At 72.7% G+C, this 23,042-nt stretch carries 22 protein-coding genes and 1 tRNA gene; 9 read left to right on the top strand and 14 right to left on the bottom strand.

All coding sequences use genetic code 11. The annotated features are described in order from the left end of the window. Positions 1–75: 75 nt before the first annotated feature. The 7 genes from pheA to AB0E91_RS09650 all read right to left on the bottom strand — a co-directional run bounded on the left by pheA (position 76) and on the right by AB0E91_RS09650 (position 7,447). Positions 76–1,008: a prephenate dehydratase gene (pheA, locus tag AB0E91_RS09680; protein WP_361116947.1), complete on the bottom strand. Its 933-nt coding sequence runs from the start codon at positions 1,006–1,008 to the stop codon at positions 76–78. Between the two features lie 85 nt (positions 1,009–1,093). Beyond that, the gene (gene efeB, locus AB0E91_RS09675; protein ID WP_361777784.1) at positions 1,094–2,374 is read right to left on the bottom strand and encodes an iron uptake transporter deferrochelatase/peroxidase subunit; all 1,281 of its coding nucleotides are present in this window, start codon (positions 2,372–2,374) and stop codon (positions 1,094–1,096) included. An 8-nt stretch (positions 2,375–2,382) separates the two neighbouring features. Further along, the gene (locus tag AB0E91_RS09670; RefSeq protein WP_361777781.1) at positions 2,383–4,398 is read right to left on the bottom strand and encodes a copper resistance protein CopC; all 2,016 of its coding nucleotides are present in this window, start codon (positions 4,396–4,398) and stop codon (positions 2,383–2,385) included. 12 nt (positions 4,399–4,410) lie between these two features. Beyond that, a complete protein-coding gene (locus AB0E91_RS09665) occupies positions 4,411–4,869 on the bottom strand; it encodes a copper chaperone PCu(A)C (protein ID WP_361777778.1) in 459 nt (152 codons plus the stop codon). Beyond that, complete coding sequence (locus AB0E91_RS09660) at positions 4,866–5,552, bottom strand: SCO family protein (protein ID WP_361777775.1); 687 nt, start codon at positions 5,550–5,552, stop codon at positions 4,866–4,868. The genes AB0E91_RS09665 and AB0E91_RS09660 overlap by 4 nt, the downstream gene beginning before the upstream one ends. A gap of 92 nt (positions 5,553–5,644) precedes the next feature. After that, positions 5,645–6,406, bottom strand: a complete 762-nt coding sequence (locus AB0E91_RS09655) for a YcnI family protein (protein WP_361777772.1) — start codon at positions 6,404–6,406, stop codon at positions 5,645–5,647. Between the two features lie 150 nt (positions 6,407–6,556). Further along, positions 6,557–7,447, bottom strand: a complete 891-nt coding sequence (locus tag AB0E91_RS09650; protein WP_361777770.1) for a hypothetical protein — start codon at positions 7,445–7,447, stop codon at positions 6,557–6,559. A 236-nt stretch (positions 7,448–7,683) separates the two neighbouring features. On the opposite strand from AB0E91_RS09650, the gene AB0E91_RS09645 reads away from it, so the two are divergent. Further along, entirely contained in the window at positions 7,684–8,130 is a 447-nt protein-coding gene (locus tag AB0E91_RS09645; protein WP_161181357.1) for an ATP-binding protein, read from the top strand. A gap of 38 nt (positions 8,131–8,168) precedes the next feature. Next, positions 8,169–8,744, top strand: a complete 576-nt coding sequence (locus AB0E91_RS09640) for a GNAT family protein (RefSeq protein WP_361777766.1) — start codon at positions 8,169–8,171, stop codon at positions 8,742–8,744. 115 nt (positions 8,745–8,859) lie between these two features. Here AB0E91_RS09640 and AB0E91_RS09635 read toward each other — a convergent pair whose 3' ends face one another. Both AB0E91_RS09635 and AB0E91_RS09630 read right to left on the bottom strand, forming a co-directional pair. Further along, the gene (locus AB0E91_RS09635; protein WP_361777763.1) at positions 8,860–10,320 is read right to left on the bottom strand and encodes an aminopeptidase P family protein; all 1,461 of its coding nucleotides are present in this window, start codon (positions 10,318–10,320) and stop codon (positions 8,860–8,862) included. A gap of 159 nt (positions 10,321–10,479) precedes the next feature. Next, positions 10,480–12,003 (bottom strand): SpoIIE family protein phosphatase, encoded by a 1,524-nt coding sequence (locus AB0E91_RS09630; RefSeq protein ID WP_361779038.1) that lies wholly within the window; start codon positions 12,001–12,003, stop codon positions 10,480–10,482. A 509-nt stretch (positions 12,004–12,512) separates the two neighbouring features. Between AB0E91_RS09630 and AB0E91_RS09625 the strand changes: the two genes are divergently transcribed. Together AB0E91_RS09625 and AB0E91_RS09620 are read left to right on the top strand one after the other, a co-directional pair. Beyond that, on the top strand, positions 12,513–13,178 hold the full coding sequence (locus tag AB0E91_RS09625) for a bifunctional DNA primase/polymerase (RefSeq protein ID WP_361777760.1): 666 nt from the start codon (positions 12,513–12,515) through the stop codon (positions 13,176–13,178). A 55-nt stretch (positions 13,179–13,233) separates the two neighbouring features. Beyond that, positions 13,234–13,869, top strand: coding sequence for a hypothetical protein (locus AB0E91_RS09620; protein WP_361777757.1), 636 nt, complete (start codon positions 13,234–13,236; stop codon positions 13,867–13,869). Between the two features lie 234 nt (positions 13,870–14,103). Here AB0E91_RS09620 and AB0E91_RS09615 read toward each other — a convergent pair whose 3' ends face one another. From AB0E91_RS09615 to AB0E91_RS09605, 3 genes are all read right to left on the bottom strand, one after another. Further along, complete coding sequence (locus AB0E91_RS09615; protein ID WP_361777754.1) at positions 14,104–15,084, bottom strand: DUF5926 family protein; 981 nt, start codon at positions 15,082–15,084, stop codon at positions 14,104–14,106. A 122-nt stretch (positions 15,085–15,206) separates the two neighbouring features. Then, positions 15,207–15,848, bottom strand: coding sequence for an ATP-binding protein (locus tag AB0E91_RS09610; protein ID WP_361777751.1), 642 nt, complete (start codon positions 15,846–15,848; stop codon positions 15,207–15,209). 203 nt (positions 15,849–16,051) lie between these two features. Further along, positions 16,052–16,885: a glycerophosphodiester phosphodiesterase gene (locus tag AB0E91_RS09605; protein ID WP_361777748.1), complete on the bottom strand. Its 834-nt coding sequence runs from the start codon at positions 16,883–16,885 to the stop codon at positions 16,052–16,054. 249 nt (positions 16,886–17,134) lie between these two features. Here AB0E91_RS09605 and AB0E91_RS09600 point away from each other — a divergent pair, with 249 nt between their 5' ends. Beyond that, positions 17,135–18,604 carry a trypsin-like peptidase domain-containing protein gene (locus tag AB0E91_RS09600; RefSeq protein WP_361777745.1) on the top strand — a complete coding sequence of 490 codons (1,470 nt, stop codon included), beginning with the start codon at positions 17,135–17,137 and terminating at the stop codon, positions 18,602–18,604. A 70-nt stretch (positions 18,605–18,674) separates the two neighbouring features. Next, positions 18,675–18,761 (top strand) — tRNA-Ser (locus AB0E91_RS09595). A 58-nt stretch (positions 18,762–18,819) separates the two neighbouring features. On the opposite strand, the gene AB0E91_RS09590 is transcribed toward AB0E91_RS09595, so the two are convergent. Then, positions 18,820–19,224, bottom strand: coding sequence for a hypothetical protein (locus tag AB0E91_RS09590; RefSeq protein WP_361777742.1), 405 nt, complete (start codon positions 19,222–19,224; stop codon positions 18,820–18,822). Positions 19,225–19,399: 175 nt separating this feature from the next. On the opposite strand from AB0E91_RS09590, the gene AB0E91_RS09585 reads away from it, so the two are divergent. The 3 genes from AB0E91_RS09585 (at position 19,400) to trpS (ending at position 22,555) form a co-directional block, all read left to right on the top strand. Further along, entirely contained in the window at positions 19,400–20,614 is a 1,215-nt protein-coding gene (locus tag AB0E91_RS09585) for a sensor histidine kinase (RefSeq protein ID WP_361777739.1), read from the top strand. Between the two features lie 8 nt (positions 20,615–20,622). After that, positions 20,623–21,261 (top strand): response regulator transcription factor, encoded by a 639-nt coding sequence (locus AB0E91_RS09580; protein WP_361779035.1) that lies wholly within the window; start codon positions 20,623–20,625, stop codon positions 21,259–21,261. A 238-nt stretch (positions 21,262–21,499) separates the two neighbouring features. Further along, positions 21,500–22,555, top strand: a complete 1,056-nt coding sequence (gene trpS / locus AB0E91_RS09575; protein WP_361777736.1) for a tryptophan--tRNA ligase — start codon at positions 21,500–21,502, stop codon at positions 22,553–22,555. Positions 22,556–22,622: 67 nt separating this feature from the next. Here the strand turns inward: trpS and AB0E91_RS09570 are convergent, their stop codons facing one another. Further along, positions 22,623–23,012 (bottom strand): VOC family protein, encoded by a 390-nt coding sequence (locus AB0E91_RS09570; protein ID WP_161179131.1) that lies wholly within the window; start codon positions 23,010–23,012, stop codon positions 22,623–22,625. Positions 23,013–23,042 lie beyond the last annotated feature (30 nt).

Raw genomic sequence — 23,042 nt, 5'->3', positions numbered from 1 at the left:
GGCCTGTTGTTGTCGACTTGTCCCCAGGTCGAGAAGCTGACCTGTGGATAACTTCTGTGGACAACGCGGAGGCGGCTAGAACCGGCCGTCCTGGCAGCCCGCCACCCAGTCGGACGCCGCCAGGAACTCCTGGTCCGACGTGCCCGGCGGGGTCGGCCTGGCCTCCCCGGGCCTGATGTCCGCCCGGGGATAGGAACCGAGGAAACGCACCTGGAGACAGATCCGCTTCAGGCCCATCAGCGCCTCGGCCATGCGCCGGTCGGAGATGTGCCCCTCGGCGTCGATGCAGAAACAATAATTCCCGATACCTTCCCCGGTCGGACGCGACTGGAGCAGCATCAGGTTGATCCCGCGCCCCGCGAACTCACCCAGAAGGTCGCGCAGGGCGCCCGGGTGGTCGTCCCGCTGCCAGAGCACCACCGAGGTCTTGTCGGCGCCGGTCGGTGCGGCGGGCCGGGCCGGGCGGCCGACCAGCACGAACCTGGTCTGCGCGTTCTCCGCGTCGTGGATGCCCGTCTCCAGCGGGACCAGGCCGTACCGGGCCGCCGCGAACTCGCCCGCGAAGGCCGCGTCGTACCGGCCCTCCTGGACCAGCCGGGCGCCGTCCGCGTTAGAGGCGGCGGACTCCCAGAGGGCGTCCGGGAGGTGGGTGCGCAGCCAGTTGCGGACCTGCGGCTGGGCGGCCGGGTGGGCGGTGACCGTCTTGATGTCGGCCAGCTTCGTGCCGGGGCGGACCAGCAGCGCGAAGGTGATCGACAGCAGCACCTCGCGGTAGATCATCAGCGGGTCCCCGGCGACCAGCTCGTCCAGGGTGGTGGTGATGCCGCCCTCGACGGAGTTCTCGATCGGCACGAAGGCCGCCTCGGCCTCGCCGTTGCGCACCGCGTCCAGCGCGGACTGCACCGACACATAGGGGATCAGCTCACGGGTGGCCGCCTCCGGAAGCGTGCGCAGGGCGACTTCGGTGAAGGTGCCTTCGGGACCGAGATACGCATAGCTCGCTGGCATGACCTCACCCTAATGGCCGCGCGGGCACCAGGCTCGGGCGTCTCACGGCGGCCACTCGCACGGGTGGCCACGGTGCTCCGGCTGGTCACCCCTCCAGCAGCCGCTGCCCCACGTACTCGCCCTTCGCCGCGCCGCCCGGCACCGCGAACAGGCCGCTCGACTCGTGCCGCAGATAGGTGGAGAGCGCGTCCCCCCGGTCGAGCTTGCGCTGCACCGGGACGAAGCCGCGCAGCGGGTCCGCCTGCCAGCAGATGAACAGCAGCCCGGCGTCGGGCGTGCCGTCCGCGTCGAAGCCGTCGTGGAAGGAGAAGGGCCGCCGCAGCATGGCCGCGCCGCCGTTGCGGTCGGGCCGGGTGATCCTGGCGTGCGCGTTGACCGGCACCAGGTACGCGCCCTGGGCGTCGGTCTTCTCCAGGTCCATCGGTGTCGTCCCGTCGCCCCCGGACAGCGGGGCCCCGTCGGACTTGCGGCGCCCGATGACCGCCTCCTGGGCCTTGAGTGACAGCTTCTCCCAGTCGTCGAGCAGCATCCGGATACGGCGGACGACCGCGTAGGAGCCGTTCGCCATCCAGGCGGGCTCCCCCGAGGCGGGCACGAAGATCCGCTCGTCGAAGTCGGGCTCGGCGGGCTTGGGGTTGCGGGTGCCGTCGATCTGGCCCATGAGGTTGCGGGCCGTCATGGGGTGCGCGGTGGCGCCGGGCGAGCGGTTGAAGCCGTTCATCTGCCAGCGGATACGGGCCGCGCCGCCCGCCTCCTTCTGGAGGGCGCGCAGGGCGTGGAAGGCGACCAGGGAGTCGTTCGCGCCGATCTGCACCCACAGATCGCCGTCGCTGCGCGCCTTGTCGAGCTGGTCGGAGGAGAAGGCGGGCAGCGGGTCCAGTGCGGCCGGTCGCTGTTTCTCCAGGCCGGTGCGGGCGAAGAAGGAGTGCCCGAAGCCGAAGGTGACGGTCAGCGAGGCGGGCCCGGAGTCGCGGGCCACATCGGTGTCGTCGTGCGGCGCGGGCTCGCCCGCCATCAGCCGCTCGGCCGTCGTCGACCAGCGGCGCAGCAGGGCCGCGGCCTCCTTGCGGCCCGCGCCGGGCGCCAGATCGAAGGCGATGAGATGGCCGCGCGCCTGGAGCCCCTCGGTGATTCCGGGCTGATGTTTCACGTGGAACATCGCTCGGTCCGAACCGAGGGAGGTGAGCGGAGCGGCGGGGGCGGGCGCGGCGGCGTACCCGACGGTGGCACCCGCCGCGCCGAGGACGAGACCGGTGGCACCGGCGGTGCCGAGCAGGGTGCGCCGGGAGACGCCCCGGGCGCCGGACTGTTCCGGTGCCGGGGTGTCGGGGGCCTGGTGGGTCTGGGGGACGGACGGGTCGGGCATGGTGCGGTTCAGCCGATCTGCGCGTTCTTGGAGACGGTCGCCTGGTCGATGTCGGAGGTGCGCACGGTCACGGCGACCTTCCAGTCACCGGCCACGGGGATCTGCACTCCGGTGGCGGCCCAGTGGCCGTTCGTGATGTGTTCCGTCTTCACGGAGAGGGGGCCGATCTTCTGAGCCTCCTGGGTGAGGGCGACCTTCACCTCGGGGACGTCGTAGGGGCGGCCGTCGGGGCGCTGGACGTAGACGTGCATCTCGTTGCCGCCGACCCGCGCGGGGTCGAGGTCGATCCGGACCAGGCCCTTGCCGTTCGTGCCGCCGGTGTCGAAGGCCATGTCCAGGGTCAGCGCGCCCGAGGTGTCGGAGTCCGAGGAACTGCTGACGGACGCGCCCGCGGCCTTGGCCTCCTGCTCGGTGCGGCCCGGCTCGGTCTGGGTGAGCGCGGTGGTGACGGCGAGCAGGACGACGGCGACGGCCGCCTCCGTGAGCACCGAGCGGCGCAGCCCGGACCGGTTGGGGTCGGCGTCCCGCAGCCGCTTGCGCCGGGCGTCCTCGACGGCACTGCGCTGCCGGGCGAGCTGGGCGGCACGCTCGGTGCTGCCCGTGGCGGAGGACGCGGTGCCTTCCGCGGATTCCTTGGTCTGGACGGCGACGGCGGCGGTGGCGGTGGCGGGCACGGAAGCCTCGTCCTCTGCCTCGGAGGGCTCCCCCTCCGCCTCGGCCGCCGGGTATTCCGTCAGCCGTCCCGTCCACCGCCGGGAGATCCCCGCGAGGGCGACCATGACGGCCACCAGGCCGATCTTCACCAGCAGCAGCTGTCCGTACCGGGTCTCGGTGAAGGCCGACCAGGAGCCGAGCTGGCGCCAGGACTGGTAGACGCCGGTGGCGACCAGGGCGAGCACCGAGCCGAAGGCGAGCCGGGAGAAGCGGCGTACGGCGGACGGCTCGACCGGGGTGTCCGCCGGGGCCCGGTAGAGGGCGACCAGGAGGGCGGTCAGCCCGCCGAGCCAGGCGGCGACGGCCAGCAGATGGACGATGTCGACCGGTATGGCGATGCCCGGCTGGAGACCGGTGGAGGCGTGCTCGGCCATGGCCCAGCTCGCCGCGAGCCCGGCCGCGACGAGCAGGCCGCCGAGGGCGAGCCCGAAGCCGAGGTCCCGCTTCTCCTCGCCCTCCTCGGCGGTGGCCTCCTCGCCGACGCCGCTCTCCTCGGCGGCCGCGTCCTCCGGGTTCTCCGGGTCCTCGTCCCCCCGGGCGTACGCCCCGAAGAGCACCGCCACGAAGAGCGCGGCGGCGGCGAGCAGCAGCAGCCGGGAGACCAGCGCGGCACCGGCCTTGGTCTGGAGCACCTGGCCGAGCAGGGCCAGGTCGAAGACGTCCCCGAGCTTGCCCGAGGTGGTGTACGAGCCGCGTAGGAGCAGCAGCCACAGTGTGGCGCCGGTGAGTGTCACCCAGCCGCCGACCACCAGCCGCTGCAGCGCCCGTACGCCCGCGCCGCGCCGCCAGCAGGCCAGCACGAAGGCGGCCCCGCCGACCAGGACGATGTACCCGGCGTACGACGCGTACCGCCCGACCGCGTACAGCGTGCCGACCGCGCCGCCGCCGACCGTGGCGGTGCCGGAGACGACGGTCTGGGAGGGCGCCCCGATGGAGAAGGTGTAGGCGCCGGCGACGGGATGGCTGTCGGCCGAGACGACCTGGTAGGTCACCGTGTAGGTGCCCTTGGCCAGGCCGTCCTTGAGCTGGACCGCGTAGGTGGTGCCGCTGACGTTGTCGGGCTTGCCCTGCTGGACGGGCTTGCCCTTGGGGTCGAGCACCCGCACGGAGTCGTCGCCCATCGCGACCTGCTCGGAGAAGGTGAGCGACACCTGCGTGGGCGCCTTGTCGACCACCACGCCCTGGGCGGGGTCGCTGCCGGTCAGCGCGGCGTGCGCGGAGGCGGGCGCGGCGCCCGCGAACAGCACGGCGGTGACGGCGAGAAGCAGCAGCACCAGAGGGCGCAGCCGAGGGGTGATGGTCCGCGTCAAGTTGGTCCCTCCCTAGTTGCCGGTCGACGGGATGTACGTGGCGGACCGCACCGGCATCTCGACGGTGAGCGGCTTGGAGTGGGCGAAGCCGAGTCTCACCGTGACCCGCTGGCCCTCGCGCGGCTTGCGCTTGAGGCCCTCGAACATGAGGTGGTCGGCCCCGCTCCTGAACACCAGGCGGCCGTGGGCCGGGACGGCGAAGGAGGTCTTCTCCGTCATGGCGCCGCCGCTGGTGCTGTGCATGGTGACCTCACCGGCGATGTCGCTGGTGACGGAGGTCAGTTCGTCGGCCCCGCCGCCCTTGTTGGTGACGGTGAGGAACCCGGCGGCCATGTCGGCCGAGACCGGCTGGGGCATGTAGGCGGCACCGGCGGACAGTTCGGGACGCCCGCCGGAGTCCGAGCCGCAGCCGGTGAGGGCGAGCGCCCCGGCCAGCGCGGCGAGGGCGGCGGGCAGCAGGGAACGCCTCACGGCTTCGCTCCCCGGACCAGCTTGGGCAGGTCCTTGGTGTAGTCGTCGACCGTGGCGTCCTCGCCGTAGAGGACGTAACCCCCGTCGGTCTGGGGGGAGAAGGCGATGACCTGGGTGCCGTGCACCGAGACGGGCTTGCCGTTCTTGTCCTTGGTGGTCGGCTCCACGGAGATGCCGAGGGTGCGGGCGCCCGCCTGGATGGTGGCGAAGTCGCCGGTGAGGCCGACGAAGCGGGGGTCGATCCCGTTGAGCCACTTGCCCAGTTCGGCCGGCGTGTCGCGGCCGGGGTCGGTGGTGACGAAGACGACGCGGAGCTTGTCCTGCTCGGCCTTGGGCAGTGCCTTCATGGCGACGGCGATGTTGCTCATCGTCGTGGGGCACACGTCGGGGCAGTGGGTGTAGCCGAAGTAGACGAGGGTCGGGTGGCCCTTGGTCTCGGCGCGCAGGTCGTACTTCTTGCCGTGGGTGTCGGTGAGGACCAGGTCCGGCTTCTCGAAGGGCTGGTCGAGGACGGTGGCGGCCTTGCCGGAGTCGGTCTCCTCGGAGATCACCGAGATGGGCGACTTGGCGTCGTCACCGGAGCCGCAGGCGGTCAGGCCGAACGCGGCGACGGTAAGCAGGGCGGCCGCGGCGAGGGTCTTCCCGCGAGAGGAGAGAAACGACGAGGGGCGCGGGTCGGGCATGGAAGGCATACGAAAACATCCCAGATGTGGTGACTCCGCCGCGCACCGGGGCCGTACGGGCGGTACGGCCCCGGTGCGCGCGGACGGGTGGGTCAGGCGGTGCGGCGACGGCCCGCGAGGACGCCGTAGGCGACGCCGGCCGCGCCGACGACGATGCCGACGATGCCGAGGACACGGGCGGTGGTGTCGGAGCCGCCGCTCTTGTCGGTGGCGGCGGCCGTCTGCTCGGTCTTGTCGTCACCCTTGTCGTCGGACGCGGCACCGGCCGTGCCGGGGGCGGCGGCCTGGGTGCCGTGGTGGTCGTCGCCGGCGGCGGTCAGCTCCAGCGTCGGGGCCGGGTTCTCCGGCTCCTCCGCGCCCTTCTGCTGCACCTCGATCCAGCGGACGACCTCCTTGTTGGAGTACGTCTGCAGCGCCTTGAAGACGAGCTGGTCGGTGTCCTCGGGCAGCGCGCCCAGGGAGAGCGGGAACTTCTGGAAGTAGCCGGGCTCGATGCCCTTGCCGTCGGCGGTCCAGGTGACCTTGGTGACGGCCTCGTCGATCTTCTCGCCGTGCATGGTGAGCGGCTTGGCGAGCTTGGACTTGGTGACCTTCACGGTCCAGCCCGGCACCGGCTGCGGCATGACCGAGGCGATCGGGTGGTCGGCGGGGAGGTTCACCTCGAGCTTGGTGGTCGAGGCGTTGTCGCGCTCGTTGGGGACCTTGAAGTCGACGACCGCGTAACCGCCCTTGGCCGCGACGCCCTCGGGCTGCACGGAGACGTGCGCGAAGGCGGGGGCCGACAGGGCGAGGACGGCGGTGGCGGCGACGGCGCCGGCGGCGGCGATCCGGGTGGTGGTACGGGAAACCTGCATGGCAGAGCACTCCACTCTGAGCGAGATCCGATGACGTAGAGGGGTGCGCGTGCGGTCGGTCCGACGCGCGCACGCGCGTGCCGCGAGACGGCGGCCCCTCTCCGTCCGGTGCCGGTGGGCCGGTTGCCGGGGAGCGGTGGTCGCGTCGCGTCAGGCGGCGAGGCGGAACGCGGCGGCGGGCGGGCCGCGCCGGATCACGGAGTGCTGGAGCGCGGTGGTGCGCGGAGCGGGCGGCTCGTCGCGGTCGGCGCGCAGGGGGCGCGGGCCGGTCCCGGTGGCGGGCAGCAGCCCGGCGCACAGGGCACGGGCGAGCGCGAACGCCGCGCGCAGGGACCGTACGAGCGCGGCCTCGGCGACGCCGTGGGCCGACAGTTCGATCAGCCGCAGCACGGCCAGGTCGCCCCGGCGCAGCAGCCAGCCGACGGCCACGGCCGCGAGGACGTGTCCGAGGAGCATCGGCAGCGAGGGCAGCGACGCGGCGGAGAAGCCGGTCACGTCGTGGGCGTGCGGGGCGGTGGTGGCCGCCGGGGTGCCCAGGAGATGCCCCGACGGGTCGATCAGATGCGCGTCGAGCAGCAGCTGATAGGCCCGGCCGGGGCTGAGCGTCGCGGGGGTGGAGCCGCACAACAGGCGGGTGGCCTGCTCGACGAGCACGTCCTGGCTCGGGGCCGTCGCGCCCATGGACCCCATGGACCCCATGCCGCTCATGTGCATGGACCCCATCGAGCCCATCGCACCCGTGGCGCCCGAGGCGACCGTGGAGACGTGCTGCCCCAGTCCGAACAGCGTGTGCAGCGCGGTCTGGCCGAGTGCGAGGAGTCCGGCGATGGCGGGCAGCGAGCGCGCCCGTCCGGCGAGCGGCGCCATGAGCAGCAGCGAGCCCGCGAACCCCGCGCCGAGCGTCCACAGCGGGACGGTCGCGCAGGAGGCCAGCGTGTGCCCGGCCGCGGCCAGCACGACACAGACCGCGGCGAACACCGCGGCCCGCAGAAGCCGGACCCGGGGTCCGGGGCGCGTCGTGCGCGGCTGGGGGGCAGTCATGGCGGGGCTCATCATCGCACTGCGCCCCCGGGCCCCGTACGCCAGGTGGCCGGATTCGGCGAAGGGGAAGCGAAGGGCAATACGGAGAGGACACGCGTGGGGCGCCCGGGGCCATACACCGATTCGTCCCCGTGCGCATCGACCCTATGGGCGACCTCACGCTCCGGAAGGGCTTACGCACGCGGAGCGGCGGCAATAGGTAACGGTATGTCGAGCCGCGGCCGGGAGGCTGGAGCATGAGCATCTGGTGGTCCGTCCACTTGCGACGCGAGGCCGCGAGCGTGCCGCTCGCCCGCAGGCTCCTGATCGGCACGATGGAGACGGCGGGCGTCGACCCGGACGTCTCCTACGACCTGTCGGTGGCCCTGAGCGAGGCATGCGCGAACGCGGTCGAGCATGGCGGTGACGGCGCGCGCGGCGGGGGTTCGGAGGCGTACCGGGTGACCGCCTACCTCGACGGCGAGAAGTGCCGGATCGAAGTGGCCGATTCGGGACCGGGGTTCGGGGCGGTGCCCGATGTCCGTCCGTCGCGGGCGGACGCCGAGGGTGGCCGGGGGCTGTGTCTGATCAGCGCGCTGGCCGATCATGTCCACATCGGGACGGGTGCGGGCCGGGGCGGCACGGTCGTGAGCTTCGACAAGGTTCTCAAGTGGAAGAAAGATCCTTCCCTGCTTACGGCATGAGGGGTTCCGTGCGGCGTCCGCGCGGCTAGGGTGCGCGCATGTCTGCGGAACTCATTCAAAACCAGGAAATAACGGGTGGATTCACCCTGCGTACCCTCGCCCATGGGGACGCCCCGGGGCTGGCCGCCGCCTATACCGACAACCGTGCCCACCTCGCGCCCTGGGAGCCGGTCAGGCCCGACTCCTTCTTCACCGCGGACGGCCAGGCCGAGCGGATCGAGGGGCTGCTGCGGAGTTACGCGGACGGAACCGTGGCACCGTGGATCATCGAGACGCCGGACGGCCGGATCGCGGGGGCGATCACCCTGTCCGGCATCTCCCGGGGCCCCTTCTGCAGCGCGAGCGTCGGCTACTGGGTGGCCGCCGACCGGCAGAACCGGGGGCTGGCCAGCGCCGCCCTGGAACGGGTCTGCGACCTCGCCCGCGACCGGCTCGGCCTGCACCGCGTCGAGGCGTCCACGCTGACCGACAACACCGGCTCGCAACGGGTCCTGGAGAAGTGCGGGTTCGCGCCGATCGGACTGGCCCCGAAGTACCTGCACATCAACGGCGCCTGGCGGGACTGCCGCCTCTTCCAGCGCGTATTGCACGACAACGTGCCCGCGGCGTTGTAGCCGACCGGCCGACGAGCCGCTTTTGGGGGCGCGGGGAACTGCGCGACCAGCCACGACGCGCCCGCACACGAAACGGCCGGGCACCCCGCTCGGGTACCCGGCCGTCCGTCGGAGGTCAGCCCTTGAGCGAAGCCATCCACGCCTCGACCTCGTCAGAGCTGCGCGGCAGCCCCGCCGAGAGATTCCGGTTGCCGTCCGCGGTCACGAGGATGTCGTCCTCGATGCGCACGCCGATGCCCCGGTACTCCTCCGGGACCGTCAGGTCGTCGGCCTGGAAGTACAGACCGGGCTCGACGGTGAGGACCATGCCGGGCTCCAGGGTGCCGTCGACGTAGGTCTCGGTGCGGGCGACCGCGCAGTCGTGCACGTCCATACCGAGCATGTGACCGGTGCCGTGCAGGGTCCAGCGGCGCTGGAGGCCCAGCTCCAGGACGCGCTCGACCGGACCCTCGACCAGACCCCACTCGACCAGCTTCGCGGTGAGCACGCGCTGGGCGGCGTCGTGGAAGTCGCGGAACTTGGCGCCCGGCTGCACGGCGGCGATGCCCGCCTCCTGGGCCTCGTACACCGCGTCGTAGATCTTGCGCTGGATGTCGCTGTACGTGCCGTTCACCGGCAGGGTGCGCGTGACGTCGGCGGTGTAGAGGGTGTGGGTCTCCACGCCCGCGTCCAGCAGGAGCAGGTCGCCGGAGCGGACCGGGCCGTCGTTGCGCACCCAGTGCAGGGTGCAGGCGTGCGGGCCGGAGGCGCAGATGGAGCCGTAGCCGATGTCGTTGCCCTCGACGCGCGCGCGGAGGAAGAAGGTGCCCTCGATGTAGCGCTCGGAGGTGGCCTCGGCCTTGTCGAGGACCTTCACCACGTCCTCGAAGCCGCGCACGGTGGAGTCGACGGCCTTCTGCAGCTCGCCGATCTCGAAGTCGTCCTTGACGAGACGAGCCTCGGAGAGGAAGACCCGCAGCTCCTCGTCGCGCTCGGCGGTGACCTTGTCGGTCAGGGCCGCCTCGATCCCGGCGTCGTGGCCGCGCACGACGCGCACCGGGCCGGTGGCCTCGCGCAGCGTGTCGGCCAGCTTGCGCACGTCGGAGGCGGGGATGCCGTACAGCGCCTCGGACTCGGTGAGGGAGTGGCGGCGGCCGACCCACAGCTCGCCCTGGCCGGAGAGCCAGAACTCGCCGTTCTCGCGGTCGGAGCGCGGCAGCAGGTAGACGGTCTCGCGGTGGCCGCCGGCGGTGGGCTCCAGGACGAGGACGCCGTCCTCGGTCTGGTTGCCGGTCAGGTACGCGTACTCGGTCGCGGCGCGGAAGGCGTACTCCGTGTCGTTCGAGCGCGTCTTGAGGTTGCCCGCCGGGATCACCAGGCGCTCACCCGGGAAGCGGGCGGACAGCGCGGCGCGACGGCGCGCGGTCTCGGCGGCCTGGGCGACCGGCTTCAGGTCCCGCAGTTCGGTGTCGGCCCAGCCGCCGCGCATGTTCTCGGCCAGCTCGTCGGAGACGCCCGGGTACAGGCCGTTCTTCCGCTGCTTGATGGGCTCCTCGGCCTCGGACTCCGGGGTTTCCGGGTTGAGCTCGTCGGACACGTGATCCTCCTCCGTACGGCACGTGGTCCCCCCGGGCTCGCGAGGTCCGCGACCATGCCCGAGCTGGGAACCACCCTCATCGTACGGTCGTACCGGGACGGACCGGGGCGTCGGGACCGGGCGCGCGGGCGGTCGCACGCGGTCGCGGCGGGCGCCGGCTCAGTCGAAGCGGGCCGCCAGCAGGACCACGTCCTCCCCGGCGTCCCCCGGGTCGGGGCCGTCGGGCAGGACCGTGCGCAGTACGTGGTCGGCGAGGGCGCCGGGGTCGCCGCGCAGCGTGCGCGGGACGCTCGCGGCGGCCGCGTGCAGCCGGGCGAAGGCGCGGTCCATGGCCTCGCCGGTGCGGTGCAGCAGTCCGTCGGTGTAGAGGAGGAGCGTCTCGCCGGGCTCGGCGTGGAACTCCAGGCTGGGCGCCTCCCAGCAGGCGAGCATCCCGAGCGGCGCGGAGACCGAGGTCTCGGCGAACTCGGTGCGCCGCTCGCCGACGATCAGCGGCGGGCTGTGTCCGGCCCCGGCCAGGGTGATCTTGCGCAGGGCGGGCTCGCAGTAGGCGAACAGCGCGGTGGCGGAGCGGGCGGGCTCGGTCAGCCGCAGCAGCAGCTCCAGGTCGGACAGGACGGCGACCGGGTCCTCGCCCTCCATCACGGCGTAGGCCCGCAGCGAGGCGCGCAGCCGGCCCATGGCGGCGACCGCGCCGGGCCCGGAGCCGGTGACGGAGCCGACGGAGAGGCCGAGCGCGGCGTCGGGCAGCGGCAGGGCGTCGTACCAGTCGCCGCCGCCACGCGGCCCGGTGCGGTGCCGGACGGCGAGCTGGACGCCGGGTACCCGGGGCAGCCGCGAGGGCAGCAGCTCCTCGGTGATGGTCGCCGCGCACGCGCGGGTGCGCTCCACCTCCAGGAGCAGGGCGAGGTGGGCGGCGGCGTGCCGGACGTACCGCCCGATCAGATGCCGGTGGTGTTCGTCGGGCGCGGCCGGTTCGTCGTAGAACCAGACGGCGGTGCCGAGGCCGCTTCCCGGCTCGGACGCGAGCGGGAGCGCGTAGCAGGCGGCGTAGCCGAGGCGGGTGGCCACCTCGCGGTGGCGGGGGTCGAGACCGTCCTCGGCGAACAGGTCGGCGCGGATGCTCTCGCCGTCGAGCGCGGTGTGGAGGGGGCCGTGCGGGACGGTCTCCAGGTGGCCGATGTCGGCGCGGCCGAGCCCGAGTCCGCGGGTGGTGCGCGGGCCGGGTCCGTCGCCGGGTTCCAGGACGACCAGGCCGCGGCGGGCGCCGACCAGGGCGGCACCGGCGCGCAGCAGTTCCTCCAGGGCGGCGTCGAGGCCGGCCGTGCGGCACAGGCGCTCGGTCAGCTCCTGGAGGGTGGTGAGGTCCGAGACCCAGCCCGCGAGGCGGTCCTGGAGCAGGGTGCCGGGGGCGGGCGCGTGGGGGACGGTGACGGCGGGTGCGGCGGGCGCGGTGTCCGGGACGGGACCGGCGTCCGGGGCGGGAGACACGGGCGCGACAGTGTGGGCGGGAGTGGGAACAGTGGGATCGATTCCGGCCACTTTCGCGGGGTGCGGGGCGGTCATGGCGTCCGACTTCCGGGCTGGTGCGTTGTGCTGAAAAGCATCGCGAACCCCCATGTCATTCTGCGCCGCTGGCAGTGTCTCCACATGTACACGGACTCGTGAGGGGATGTCCAGCATTGTCCTGCCGGTATTCCTGGTGTCCATGCGTCTGACGTGCTTTTCCTTCGATGCCCTTGCCTTACTGGCAAGTTGGCTTGAAACTGCCTCGGGTAAGGCTCCTCTGCGGTCGACTGGCCCTGCTCCACGGAGCGTCACAGCGGTCGTGATGGGTACGTACTCGGAGAAGGCCAGGGGCGGTTGGGCAAGGGCCCGGAACCTGGCGGCGGACCCGGGCGTCATAACCACCGACGGCCGAGCCCCATCCTCCCGTGGCGGAGGCGGAGAGAAACACGCGCGACGGTAAAACGCCAGGCTTCGCCACCCCCGCGCCGCAGCCGTACTCCTGCTGGACGCACCACGGACGCGGCCGACGCTCGACCCCCTGGGGGGCTCTTCCCGCCGCGCGCGGGGGCGTGATGCGCCACAAGGTACGCACAGTGAAGTGATCGACACATGATGTGATTCCACGGTGTTGCCAGCGGTGCAACGGTGTTGCCCAGCGGTGCAACGGAAAGGAACGAGCGCTCATGCGCGAGATCCTCGGAAGGCGACGCGGGCGGCTGCCCGGGCGGGACGAGTCCGGGCCGGATCTGCTCGGCGCGGCCCTGACCTTCGCGACCGAGTGGCGGTGGCCGGTACTCCCGGGTGTGGCGCCGGACTCCGGCGGCCCCGCCCGCTGCTCCTGCCCCGACCCCGACTGCACGGTGCCGGGAGCCCACCCCTTCGACCCCGGCCTGCTCGCGGCCAGCACCGACGCCCGCATGGTGCGCTGGTGGTGGACCAGGCGGCCCGCCGCGCCGATCGTCCTGGCCACCGGTGGCCAGGCCCCGTGCGCGGTCAGCCTGCCCGCGCTCGCGGCCGCCCGTGCCCTCACCCTGCTCGACCGGCGCGGGATGCGGCTCGGCCCGGTGATCGCCACTCCGGTCCGCTGGGCGATCCTGGTGCGGCCGTACTCCATGGAGCAGCTGGGCGAACTCCTCTACGCGCAGGACCATGTGCCCGCCTCGCTCCGCTTCCACGGCGAGGGCGGCTATCTCGCCCTGCCCCCCTCCGAGACCGGCCAGGGTGCCGTCCGCTGGGAGCGCGCCCCGCTGCCCGGCTCGGCGCGGCCCTGGGTGCCCGACGTGGAGGCCGTGGTGCCCACGGTCGTCGAGGCCCTCACTCGTACGGGTGTGAGCGCGCCCGAGTTGTAGGGGTGTCGGGCGGGAGCGGGCCCGGATGTCCTTCCGGGCTCGTTATGTTCCGCCCATGCTGCGAATCCCCGCCGGCCCCGATGGCCGGGCCCCCGCCCGGCTGCGTCTGCTGACCCTCGCGGGTCTCGCGGCGGTCGCGGTGCTGCTGCCCCTGGGCGCGGCGTCGGCGGGGCAGACGGGCGGGCCGGAACCCTCGGGCGGTGCGTCCGGGGGTCGTACGGCCGCCGCCGGTACGACCGTTGCCGGTGCGCCTGGCTCCTCCGCGTCCGCCGTCCCTACGCCCGCTGCCGTCCTGTCCGCTCCGGAGGCCGCCGTAGCCGGGCGGGAACGTCCCCGTTCCCTGGGGATCGGGGAGGCCACCGCCGTCCGCTGCGGTCCCGAACTCTCCGCGCCGGACGGCGTCGAGGCGCAGACCTGTGTGCTGACCCGGGGCGGCGAGAGCTGGGCCCGCACCTACTACCGCAACACCAGCGGCGACGCGGTGGACGCCCTGCTGAGCCTGCTGGGCCCCGGCGGCCGGACCGTGCTGACGCGCTGCGCCGCCGGCGGTGGCGACGAGCCCGCCACCTGCGAGACCCCGCGTCTGCGCACCCGGGGCGCACCGGGTGCCTTCACGGCCGTCGCGGAGTTCGCCGGGCGGGGCGATGCCGCGCCGCTGATGTTGCGGGCGGGCAGCAACTTCCCTGGCTAGCAAGGGAGTTGGTGTCGCGTCGGCAGTGTGCGTCGACGGTGCGCGCCGGTGCGCGGGCATGGAAAGGCCCGGTTGCTGGCGACGGGGGATGCACCAGCAACCGGGCTACTGGAACGGTAACAAGAGATCGGCGGTTCGCAAATTCCGGCTCGGCCATTCGGCCACCGATTGCCTTGTCAGAACCGGGAGTTGTGACAGGCGTCACCCTCCGCGGTCACCGCCGTCCCGCCGTTCTCAGCTGAGCGTGACCTGCCGGTTCGTCAGGCCGCCGCGGGCCCGGCGCTCCTCCGGCGTGAGCGGCTCGGTGACCGCGAGGGCGGCGGCGAGACGCTCGGCGAACTCGGCGGCGGGCTTCTCCATGTCCTCGGCGCCGACCCCGCTGGGCAGGTCCCACACCGGGACGGTCAGACCGTGGGCGCGGAAGGAGCCGACCAGGCGGGTGCCCTCGCCGAGGGTGGACTGTCCGGCCGCGTGCAACCGCGCCAGCGCGTCGAGCAGGTGCTCCTCCGGGTACGGCATGACCCAGCGCAGGTGGTTCTTCTCCGGGGTCTCGCACCAGTAGGCGGCGTCGACACCGGTCAGCTTCACCGTGGGGATCGCGGCCGCGTTGGCGCGCTCCAGGGAGGCGGTGACCTCCGTGCTCGCGTTCTCCGCGTCCGGCACCCAGAACTCGAAGCCGGTGTGCACGACCGGCTCGAACGGCGCGGTCTCGTCCAGCAGGTCCTGCAGCCGGGGGCCGTCGGCGGGGGCGCGGCGGGCCTCGACCGGGGTGCCGGGCTCCGCCTCCAGCGCGCGCAGCAGCGTGTCGGCCAGGTCGCGGCTGATGTCGCCGGAGGCCGTGTCGTTCTGCAGGCCGATCAGCACCGAGCCGTCGTCGCGGCGCAGCGCGGGCCACGCCATCGGGAGCACGGTGGCCAGCGTGACGGAGGGGACGCCCTCGGGCAGGCCGTCCCGCAGGGTCAGCGCGGCGGTGGCGGCCGGGACCAGCTCGCGCAGCGCCACCCAGTCGCACTCGCCGCCCAGTCCCTCGAAGGGGCGCTGCACCAGCTCGGTCACCGCGTGCGCGGCGGCCCGGCCGTGGCACGCCTTGTAGCGCCGGCCGCTGCCGCAGGGGCAGGCTTCCCGGGCGCCGACGACCGGAATCTGTCCGTCGGCGGAGCGGGCCCCGCTCGGCTGCGGGCGCTTGGCCTTGGTCTGGGGTCGCTTCTTGGCCATCGTGGGCTTCTCCCGGTTACGGCTCTGTCTCGTACGCGGGGAGCCTAGCCGTTCGCGCCACGACGGGCCCGGACCTGTGGACAACCCTCGGCGGCCCGGAGTTCCGGGCCGTCCCGGGGCCGTCAGTCCAGGGCGTCGAACATGTCCGCGAAGTCCAGTCCGTCCAGCCCGGGGAGCGCCGGAACGGCCGTGACGCGCGTAGCGAAAGCGTTGTGTCCGCAGCGTGCGTCGGGATCGTGCACGTCGGCGTGGACGATCACCCAGACCGTCATCTCACCGGGGATCTCGTCCCGGACGCCCCAGTCGTCGGCGAGCGCGTCGATGATGCTCAGTCCCCGGCCGCCGTGCGCGGTGACCGAGGGGCTCGCCGGAGCCGGGCGGGTCGGGCCGCCGCCGTCCGTGACCTCCACGATGAGCCGTCCCCGCGCGTCCACCCGCCAGGCCGCCCGCACCGAGCCGGTCCCGGCCGGGGCGCCGCCCAGCGGGCGTCCGTGCCGGTACGCGTTGCTCAGCAGTTCGGACAGAATCAGCACGGCGTCGTCGATGACCGATTCCGACACACCGCCGCCGCGCAGTTGCGCACGCATCCGGTGCCTCGCCTTGCCCACGCCCGCAGGGCCATGGGGTACGGCCATGCTCGACGACGTGGGCACCTCCTGTGCCACCACCAACGCCACCCCCGAGACCTCCTTCGCCCCACGCCACGGTGTGGATGCCCCCTTGGCCTGTACCGGAAACCGGTCAGTCTTGTTCCGGCGACGCATTCGCAACGTCCGCACACGCACCGAACGCGCCGGAGCACTCCCTTGTACTCCCTATGGCCGGGTGGCCGGATATCGGTGGTGTGGCCGGGAAACGGAGGATGCTCCACCGCCGCTCCCGGGTCAAGGGCCGCGCGCCGGTCCTTACGGGACTCTTGGCCCGTACCGGGCCGGAAGCCGTGTGCTCGGCGCCGGAAGCCGTGTGCTCAGCCGAGTCGGCCCAGCCTGCCGAGGACCGCGCGCGGGCGGTTGGTGATGATGGCGTCCACGCCGAGCCGGACGCACAGGTCCACGTCCTCGGGCTCGTTCACGGTCCACACATGGACCTGGTGACCGGCCTGTTTCAGCCGTTCGACATATGCCGGGTGGCTGCGCAGGATGCGGATCGAGGGCCCGGCGATGCCCACGCCCTCGGGCAGCCGGCCGTCGCGCAGCCGGGGCGAGACGAACTGGGCGAGGTACACGGTCGGCAGGTTCGGCGCGGCCGCCCGCACCCGGTGCAGGGAGCGCGCGGAGAAGCTCATGACGCGCACCGGGGAGTCGGCGGGGTGCTCCGGCGCGTCCAGGCCGAACCGCTTCAGCAGTATCAGCAGCCGTTCCTCGACCTGGCCCGCCCAGCGCGTGGGGTGCTTGGTCTCGATGGCCAGCTGCACCGGCCGCCCCGCGTCCGCGACCAGTTCCAGGAGCCGTTCCAGGGTGAGGACGGAGGTCGCCTCGCGGTCCTCGGGCCGGTGCTCCCAGTCGGGCTCCTCGTCCCGGCCGCGCCCGGAGCCGCGCCCCTTCCAGGAACCGAAGTCCAGGGCCGCGAGGTCGGCGAGCTCCAGGGCGGAGACCGCGCCCCGGCCGTTGGAGGTGCGGTTGACCCGCCGGTCGTGCACACAGACCAGATGGCCGTCGGCGGTGAGGCGTACATCGCATTCGAGGGCGTCCGCGCCGTCCTCGATCGCCTTGCGGTAGGCGGCCAGGGTGTGTTCGGGCGCGTCCTCGGAGGCTCCCCGGTGCGCGACGACCTGGATGGAGTGCTGTGATGCGTGGGTCACGCCGTCATCGTGCCACCGACACGACGTGTGACGGGAGGCGGGAACGCTCCCCGTGACGCGCGCGCCGATGCGCTGTAATTAATGCATATATAAGTATTGCCGGAGATGTCCTGTGTAAAGGTTGTCACCGGACCCACAGCCCCCGCTTATGGTGCTCTGACGGCTCGTGGGAAAAGCTGCGTACATACAACAGGAACGGCACGAGCGAGTGCGACCGACTACGACAGCCGTGGAGCGAGGAGAAGAGCTGTGAGCACCGAGAACGAGGGCAACGCGGTACCCCCGGCCCCGTCCGCACCTCCCGTGCCGGTGGACGCTCCCACTGCTTCCGCGCAGGGCGCCGCATCCGACGGCGGAGCACCGACGACTCCGCTGCCGCCGCTGCCCCAGGGCCTGCCCGGCGCCGCCGGGCAGGCTCCGGGACCGGCATCCGCCGAGGGCCCCCAGGCCCACGGCCAGGGCCCCGCCCCGCACCACCCCTACGGCACGTCCGCCCCCGACGGCACCTGGCCGCCCCCGCCCGCCCACGGCGACGCGGGCGGCGCCGGTGGCACGGGCGGCGGCTGGGGCGCGTCGTACCAGCCGCCGGCCCCCAAGAGCTCCGGGCGCGGCGGGCTGATCGCCGCCGTCCTGGTGGCCGCGCTGGTCGCGGGCGGCATCGGCGGTGGCATCGGCTACACGCTGGCCAAGGACAACGACAGCCAGGGCTCCACCACCGTCTCCGCCAACGACAGCGGAGCCTCGCAGGTCAAGCGCTCGGCGGGCACCATCGCGGGCGTCGCGTCCCGGGCGCTGCCGAGCACGGTCACCATCGAGGCGGAGAGCAGCAACGGCGAGGGCGGCACCGGCACCGGGTTCGTCTTCGACACCCAGGGCCACATCGTCACCAACAACCACGTGGTGGCCGACGCGGTCGACGGCGGCAAGCTGACGGCCACCTTCCCGGACGGCCGGAAGTACGACGCGGAGATCGTCGGGCACGCGCAGGGCTACGACGTCGCCGTGGTCAAGCTGAAGAACGCCCCCTCGGACCTCAAGCCGCTCGCCCTGGGCGACTCGGACAAGGTGGCCGTGGGCGACGAGACGATCGCCATCGGCGCGCCCTTCGGCCTGTCCAACACGGTCACCACCGGCATCATCAGCGCGAAGAACCGTCCGGTGGCCTCCAGCGACGGCAGTTCCAGCAGCAAGGCGTCGTACATGAGCGCCCTGCAGACCGACGCGTCGATCAACCCGGGCAACTCCGGCGGTCCGCTGCTGAGCGCCGCCGGTGCGGTGATCGGCATCAACTCCGCGATCCAGTCGACCAACAGCGGCGGCTTCGGCTCCGGCCAGTCCGGCTCGATCGGCCTCGGCTTCGCCATCCCGATCAACCAGGCCAAGTACGTCGCCCAGCAGCTGATCAAGACCGGCAAGCCGGTGTACGCCAAGATCGGCGCCTCCGTCTCCCTGGAGGAGTCCACCGACGGCGCGAAGATCACCGACCAGGGCGCGGGCGGCGCCGCCGCGGTCGAGACGGGCGGTCCCGCCGCCAAGGCCGGCCTGAAGCCGGGCGACGTCATCACCAAGCTCGACGGCTCCGTCATCGACAGCGGCCCGACCCTGATCGGCGAGATCTGGACCCACAAGCCCGGCGACAAGGTCACGGTCACCTACAAGCGCGGCGGCCAGGACCACACGGTCGACCTCACCCTCGGCTCCCGCGTCGGCGACAACTGACGCCCACCGCCCCCTCCACCGCCCGATCCCGGTACGCTGTACCCCGCTCCGCCCCAGGTGGGCGGCGCGGGGAGGCGTGCCCGAGCGGCCGAAGGGAACGGTCTTGAAAACCGTCGTGGCAGCGATGTCACCGTGGGTTCAAATCCCACCGCCTCCGCAGAGGTCCTAGAGACGCGTCAGAAGGGGTGCCCCTCGGTGAGGGGCACCCCTTCCGTTTACCGGGACCTGCGGCGGGCGGCGAGGGTCGCGCACAGGGCCGCGAGGGGGAGTTCCGCGCAGAGCGCCATGGCGGCGGCGGTGGCCAGGTCCGGGCCGGGGGCCGCGGTGGCCAGGTCGAGGCAGGCGTCGGCGAGGAGGAGGACTGCCGCGGCGGCGGAGGGCAGACGATGCCTGGGGTCGGCGCGCAGCAGGCGGCTGCCCGCGGTGATCAGCGCGGCGGCCTCCAGGGCGTCGAGGGCGACCCAGGCGGCGGCCTCGGCGGGTGGCAGGGTGCCGGCGAGGTAGCCGAGCCAGGGCAGCAGGGCCAGCCCCGTGCCGGTCAGGACGCGGCCGTGCCAGGAGGCGGGGCGGGCGGAGCCGCAGGGGTGGATGCCGTGGTGGAGCGCGTGACCGAGGGGCATGGCGGAGGTCTCTTCCGGTGTCGTGAACCCGGCCGTCGGGCTCGTGATCCAGCCTCCGGTTCGCGTCGGCCCGAGTCGGTAACACCGCTGTCCGTCCTGGGGTGGCACTGGCTACACCGTTGATACGGGCGGAAGTTGGATGTTGGGCCCGGTGCACGGGGCCTACGGTGGCGCCATGAGAATCCCGCCCCGGACACGGCGCGCCCTCACCCGCCTGGTCCGCGACGTGTCCTTCCTCGCTCTGGGGGCGCCGCTGCACCTCTTCATGGGGTTCCTGCTGTTCATGGTGTCCGGCCTCGTGTGGGAGATCGTCGCCGGGCGGGACAGCACGGCGCCGGTGATTCTGACGTTCGCGCTGATGCTGACGGCGGGTTCCGTGCCGGTGCTGACCGTCGCGCAGCGCGGACGTTTCCGCCGCCTGCTCGGGATCGACATCCCCCGTCCGGGGTGGCGGCGGCCGTGGCGCCAACTCGGGTACCACTGCCTCGCCGGGACGCTCTTCGGCAGCCTCGAAGTCCTGCTGCTGGGACTGCTGTTGGCCTCCGTGACAGCGTCGTTGACCTGGGCGTGGGTGTACGCCCTGCCCTGGGAGTGGCGGGTCGAGCACCTCGGCTACTCCGTGCAGGCGGTGTACGTCTCCGTGGCGGGGCTGCTCGCACTGGCCGCTGTGCCGGGCACCGCCGCCGCTCTCGTGCGCCTGGAGAGCCAGGTGATGCCCACGCTGCTCGGCCGCAGCCGGGAGGAGGACCTGGCACGACGGGTCGAGGACCTCACCGCGAGCCGGGCCGGTGCGGTGGACGCCGCGAACGCTGAACGGCGGCGCATCGAACGGGACTTGCACGACGGAGCCCAGCAGCGCCTGGTGTCCCTGGCACTGAACCTGGGGATTGCCAGAGCCACGCTGACCGAACTGCCGCCCGAGGCGCGGGAGGTGATCGACGCGGCGCACCGGGAGGCGAAGGAGGCGATCGAGGAACTGAGCAGCCTGGTGCGCGGACTGCACCCGGCCGTCCTGGACGAACTCGGCCTGGACGCCGCCCTGTCGGGACTCGCGGCACGCGTCCCGCTGCCCGTACGGCTCCGCGTGGATCTGCCCCGGCGGCTGCCCCCGGCGGTCGAGACGGTCGCGTACTTCGTCGTCTCCGAGGCGCTGACGAACATCGCCAAGCACGCCCGCGAGGCGACCCGGGCGGAGGTGACGGTCACCCGGTTGGGCGGAATACTGCGGCTGGTGATCTCCGACGACGGTTCGGGCGGCGCCGATCCCGCCAAGGGGAGCGGCCTCACCGGGCTCACCCAGCGCGTGCGGTCGGTGGACGGCACGTTCCGGATGAGCAGCCCCGTGGGGGGCCCGACCATGATGAACGTGGAGCTGCCGTGCCCGAGTTGAGACGCGCCGTGATCGCCGAGGACTCCGTGCTGCTGCGGATCGGGCTGGTCAAGGTGGTGGAGATGGCCGGCTTCGAGGTGGCTGCCGAAGTGGGCGACGCGCAGGGCCTCCTGGACGCGGTGGAGGAACACGATCCCGATCTCGCCCTGGTGGACGTCCGTATGCCGCCCGGCTTCGCCGACGAGGGCGTGCGGGCCGCCCTGTCGATCCGCCGTTCCCACCCCTCGACCGCCGTCCTGCTCCTCTCCCAGTACGTCGAGGAGCGCTACGCCGCCGATCTGCTGGGCACCCACACCAGCGGAGTCGGCTACCTCCTCAAGCAACGCGTCGCGGACGTCGAGGAGTTCATCGAGGCGCTGCGACGCGTGGCGGACGGTGGCACCGCCCTCGATCCCCAGGTCGTCGCCCAGCTCCTCGTCCGCCGCCGGAGCGACCCGCTGGACCGGCTGACGGTCCGCGAGCGCGACGTCCTCGCCCTGATGGCCGAGGGCCGCTCCAACGCGGGTATCGCCGCCCAACTCGTGGTCAGCGAGAGCGCGGTGGCCAAGCACATCAACAACATCCTCGCCAAGCTGGACCTTCCCCGGGCCGACGCGGATCACCGGAGGGTGCTGGCTGTGCTGCGGTTCCTGGGGGTGGGGGCGTGAGGCACCGGAGCGGGGAAGCTGGGGCGGGGCGGTATTCCGGTTGCCGCGTCGTGGGTCGGCGTTATCGTGTGCCCATGCGTTTTTCGTCGTGTCGTAGCTGGTGGCGCTCCTTCTAGGAGCGGCCGCGTTCTACGCATGACCACATGGCAGGGGCCGTTCGGACGGACGGCCCCTTTCTGTGTTCCCGGACCTGGGGTGCGTGCCTTTCCGGCGGCGCAAGTGACGACCAGGAGACCCCGTGAACAGAGATTCCGTGGACACCATCACGCGCACCACCACCCTGGAGGAGCGGATCGCCGAGGAGCCGGGGCGGTTCCGGATTCTGACCGGGGACCGGCCCACCGGGCGGCTGCATCTGGGGCACTACTTCGGCACGCTGCACAACCGGGTGCGGCTGCAGGACATGGGCGTCGAGACGTTCGTGATCATCGCGGACTACCAGGTGCTGACCGACCGGGACGTGGCGGACGATCTCACCGGGCATGTCGAGGAGCTGGTCCTCGACCATCTCGCCGTGGGGGTGGACCCGGCGCGGAGCACGATCTTCACGCACAGTGCCGTTCCGGCGCTCAACCAGCTGCTGCTGCCCTTCCTCAGCCTGGTCTCCGTGGCCGAGCTGGGCCGGAACCCCACGGTCAAGGACGAGATCGCGCACTCACGGCAGGCGGCGGTGAGCGGCCTGATGTTCACGTACCCCGTCCACCAGGCGGCCGACATCCTGTTCTGCAAGGCCAACCTGGTCCCGGTCGGCCGGGACCAGCTGCCGCATCTGGAGCTGACCCGGACCGTCGCGCGCCGCTTCAACGAGCGGTACGGCGACGGCGGGCCCGTCTTCCCCGAGCCGGAGGCGCTGCTGTCCCGCGCGCCCGTGCTGCTCGGCACGGACGGCACCAAGATGAGCAAGAGCCGGGGCAACGCGATCGCGCTCGCCGCGAGCCCGGACGACACCGCCCGGCTGATCAGGGGCGCGAAGACGGACGCCGAGCGGCACATCCACTACGACCCGGAGGGGCGCCCCGAGGTCGCCTCGCTGCTTCTGCTGGCGGCGCTGTGCCAGGGCCGTACCCCGGAGCGGATCGCCGGTGAGATCGGCTCGCGGGGGGCCGCCGAGCTGAAGAGGGTGGTGACCGAGTCGGTCAACGAGTACCTGGCGCCGATTCGTGCCCGCCGCGCCGAGTACGCGCGCGACCGCGCGCTGCTCCGCCGCGTTCTGCGCGAGGGCAACGAGCGGGCCCGGGATGTCGCCGACACCACCCTCGCCGAGGTGCACACCGCCATGAACAGCGATTACTGAAGCGCGCCCACGAAGAAAGCGCGCCCACGAAGAAAGCGCGCCTACGGAGAAGCCTACGGAGAAGAGGTCAGGCGTCCTGGGGGTACCAGCGCAGCTCCACCGTGTTGCCGTCCGGGTCCTGGACGTAGACGGAGGTGGCCGTGCCCCGGGCGCCGTCCCGCTGGACCGGCCCCTCCAGGACGTTCACCTGGGCGGACTCCAGGAACTCGTCCCAGTCCAGCGGGTCCACGGTGAGACAGATGTGGTCCACGTTGGACTCGCCCCGGGGCTTGCCGACCACGTCGATGATCGTCTCCGGTGCGACCCGGACGGAGGGGAACGGCGCCTTTCCCGCCCGCCACGCGTCCACGTTCACCGGCTCGAGACCGAGGAACCCGGTGTAGAAGCCGAGGGAGCGCTCGACGTCGGCGACGTTGAGGACGAGGTGGTCGAAGGCTTTGACGTGCAGCTCGGGCATGTTTTCCTCCGGAGGAAGACCGTAGGGACG

The sequence above is a fragment of the Streptomyces sp. NPDC026659 genome (genome assembly GCF_040638245.1).
Classification (GTDB): Bacteria; Actinomycetota; Actinomycetes; order Streptomycetales; family Streptomycetaceae; genus Streptomyces.
The sequence above is the reverse complement of the archived record's forward strand: the minus strand, read 5'-3'. Positions and strand labels throughout refer to the sequence as shown.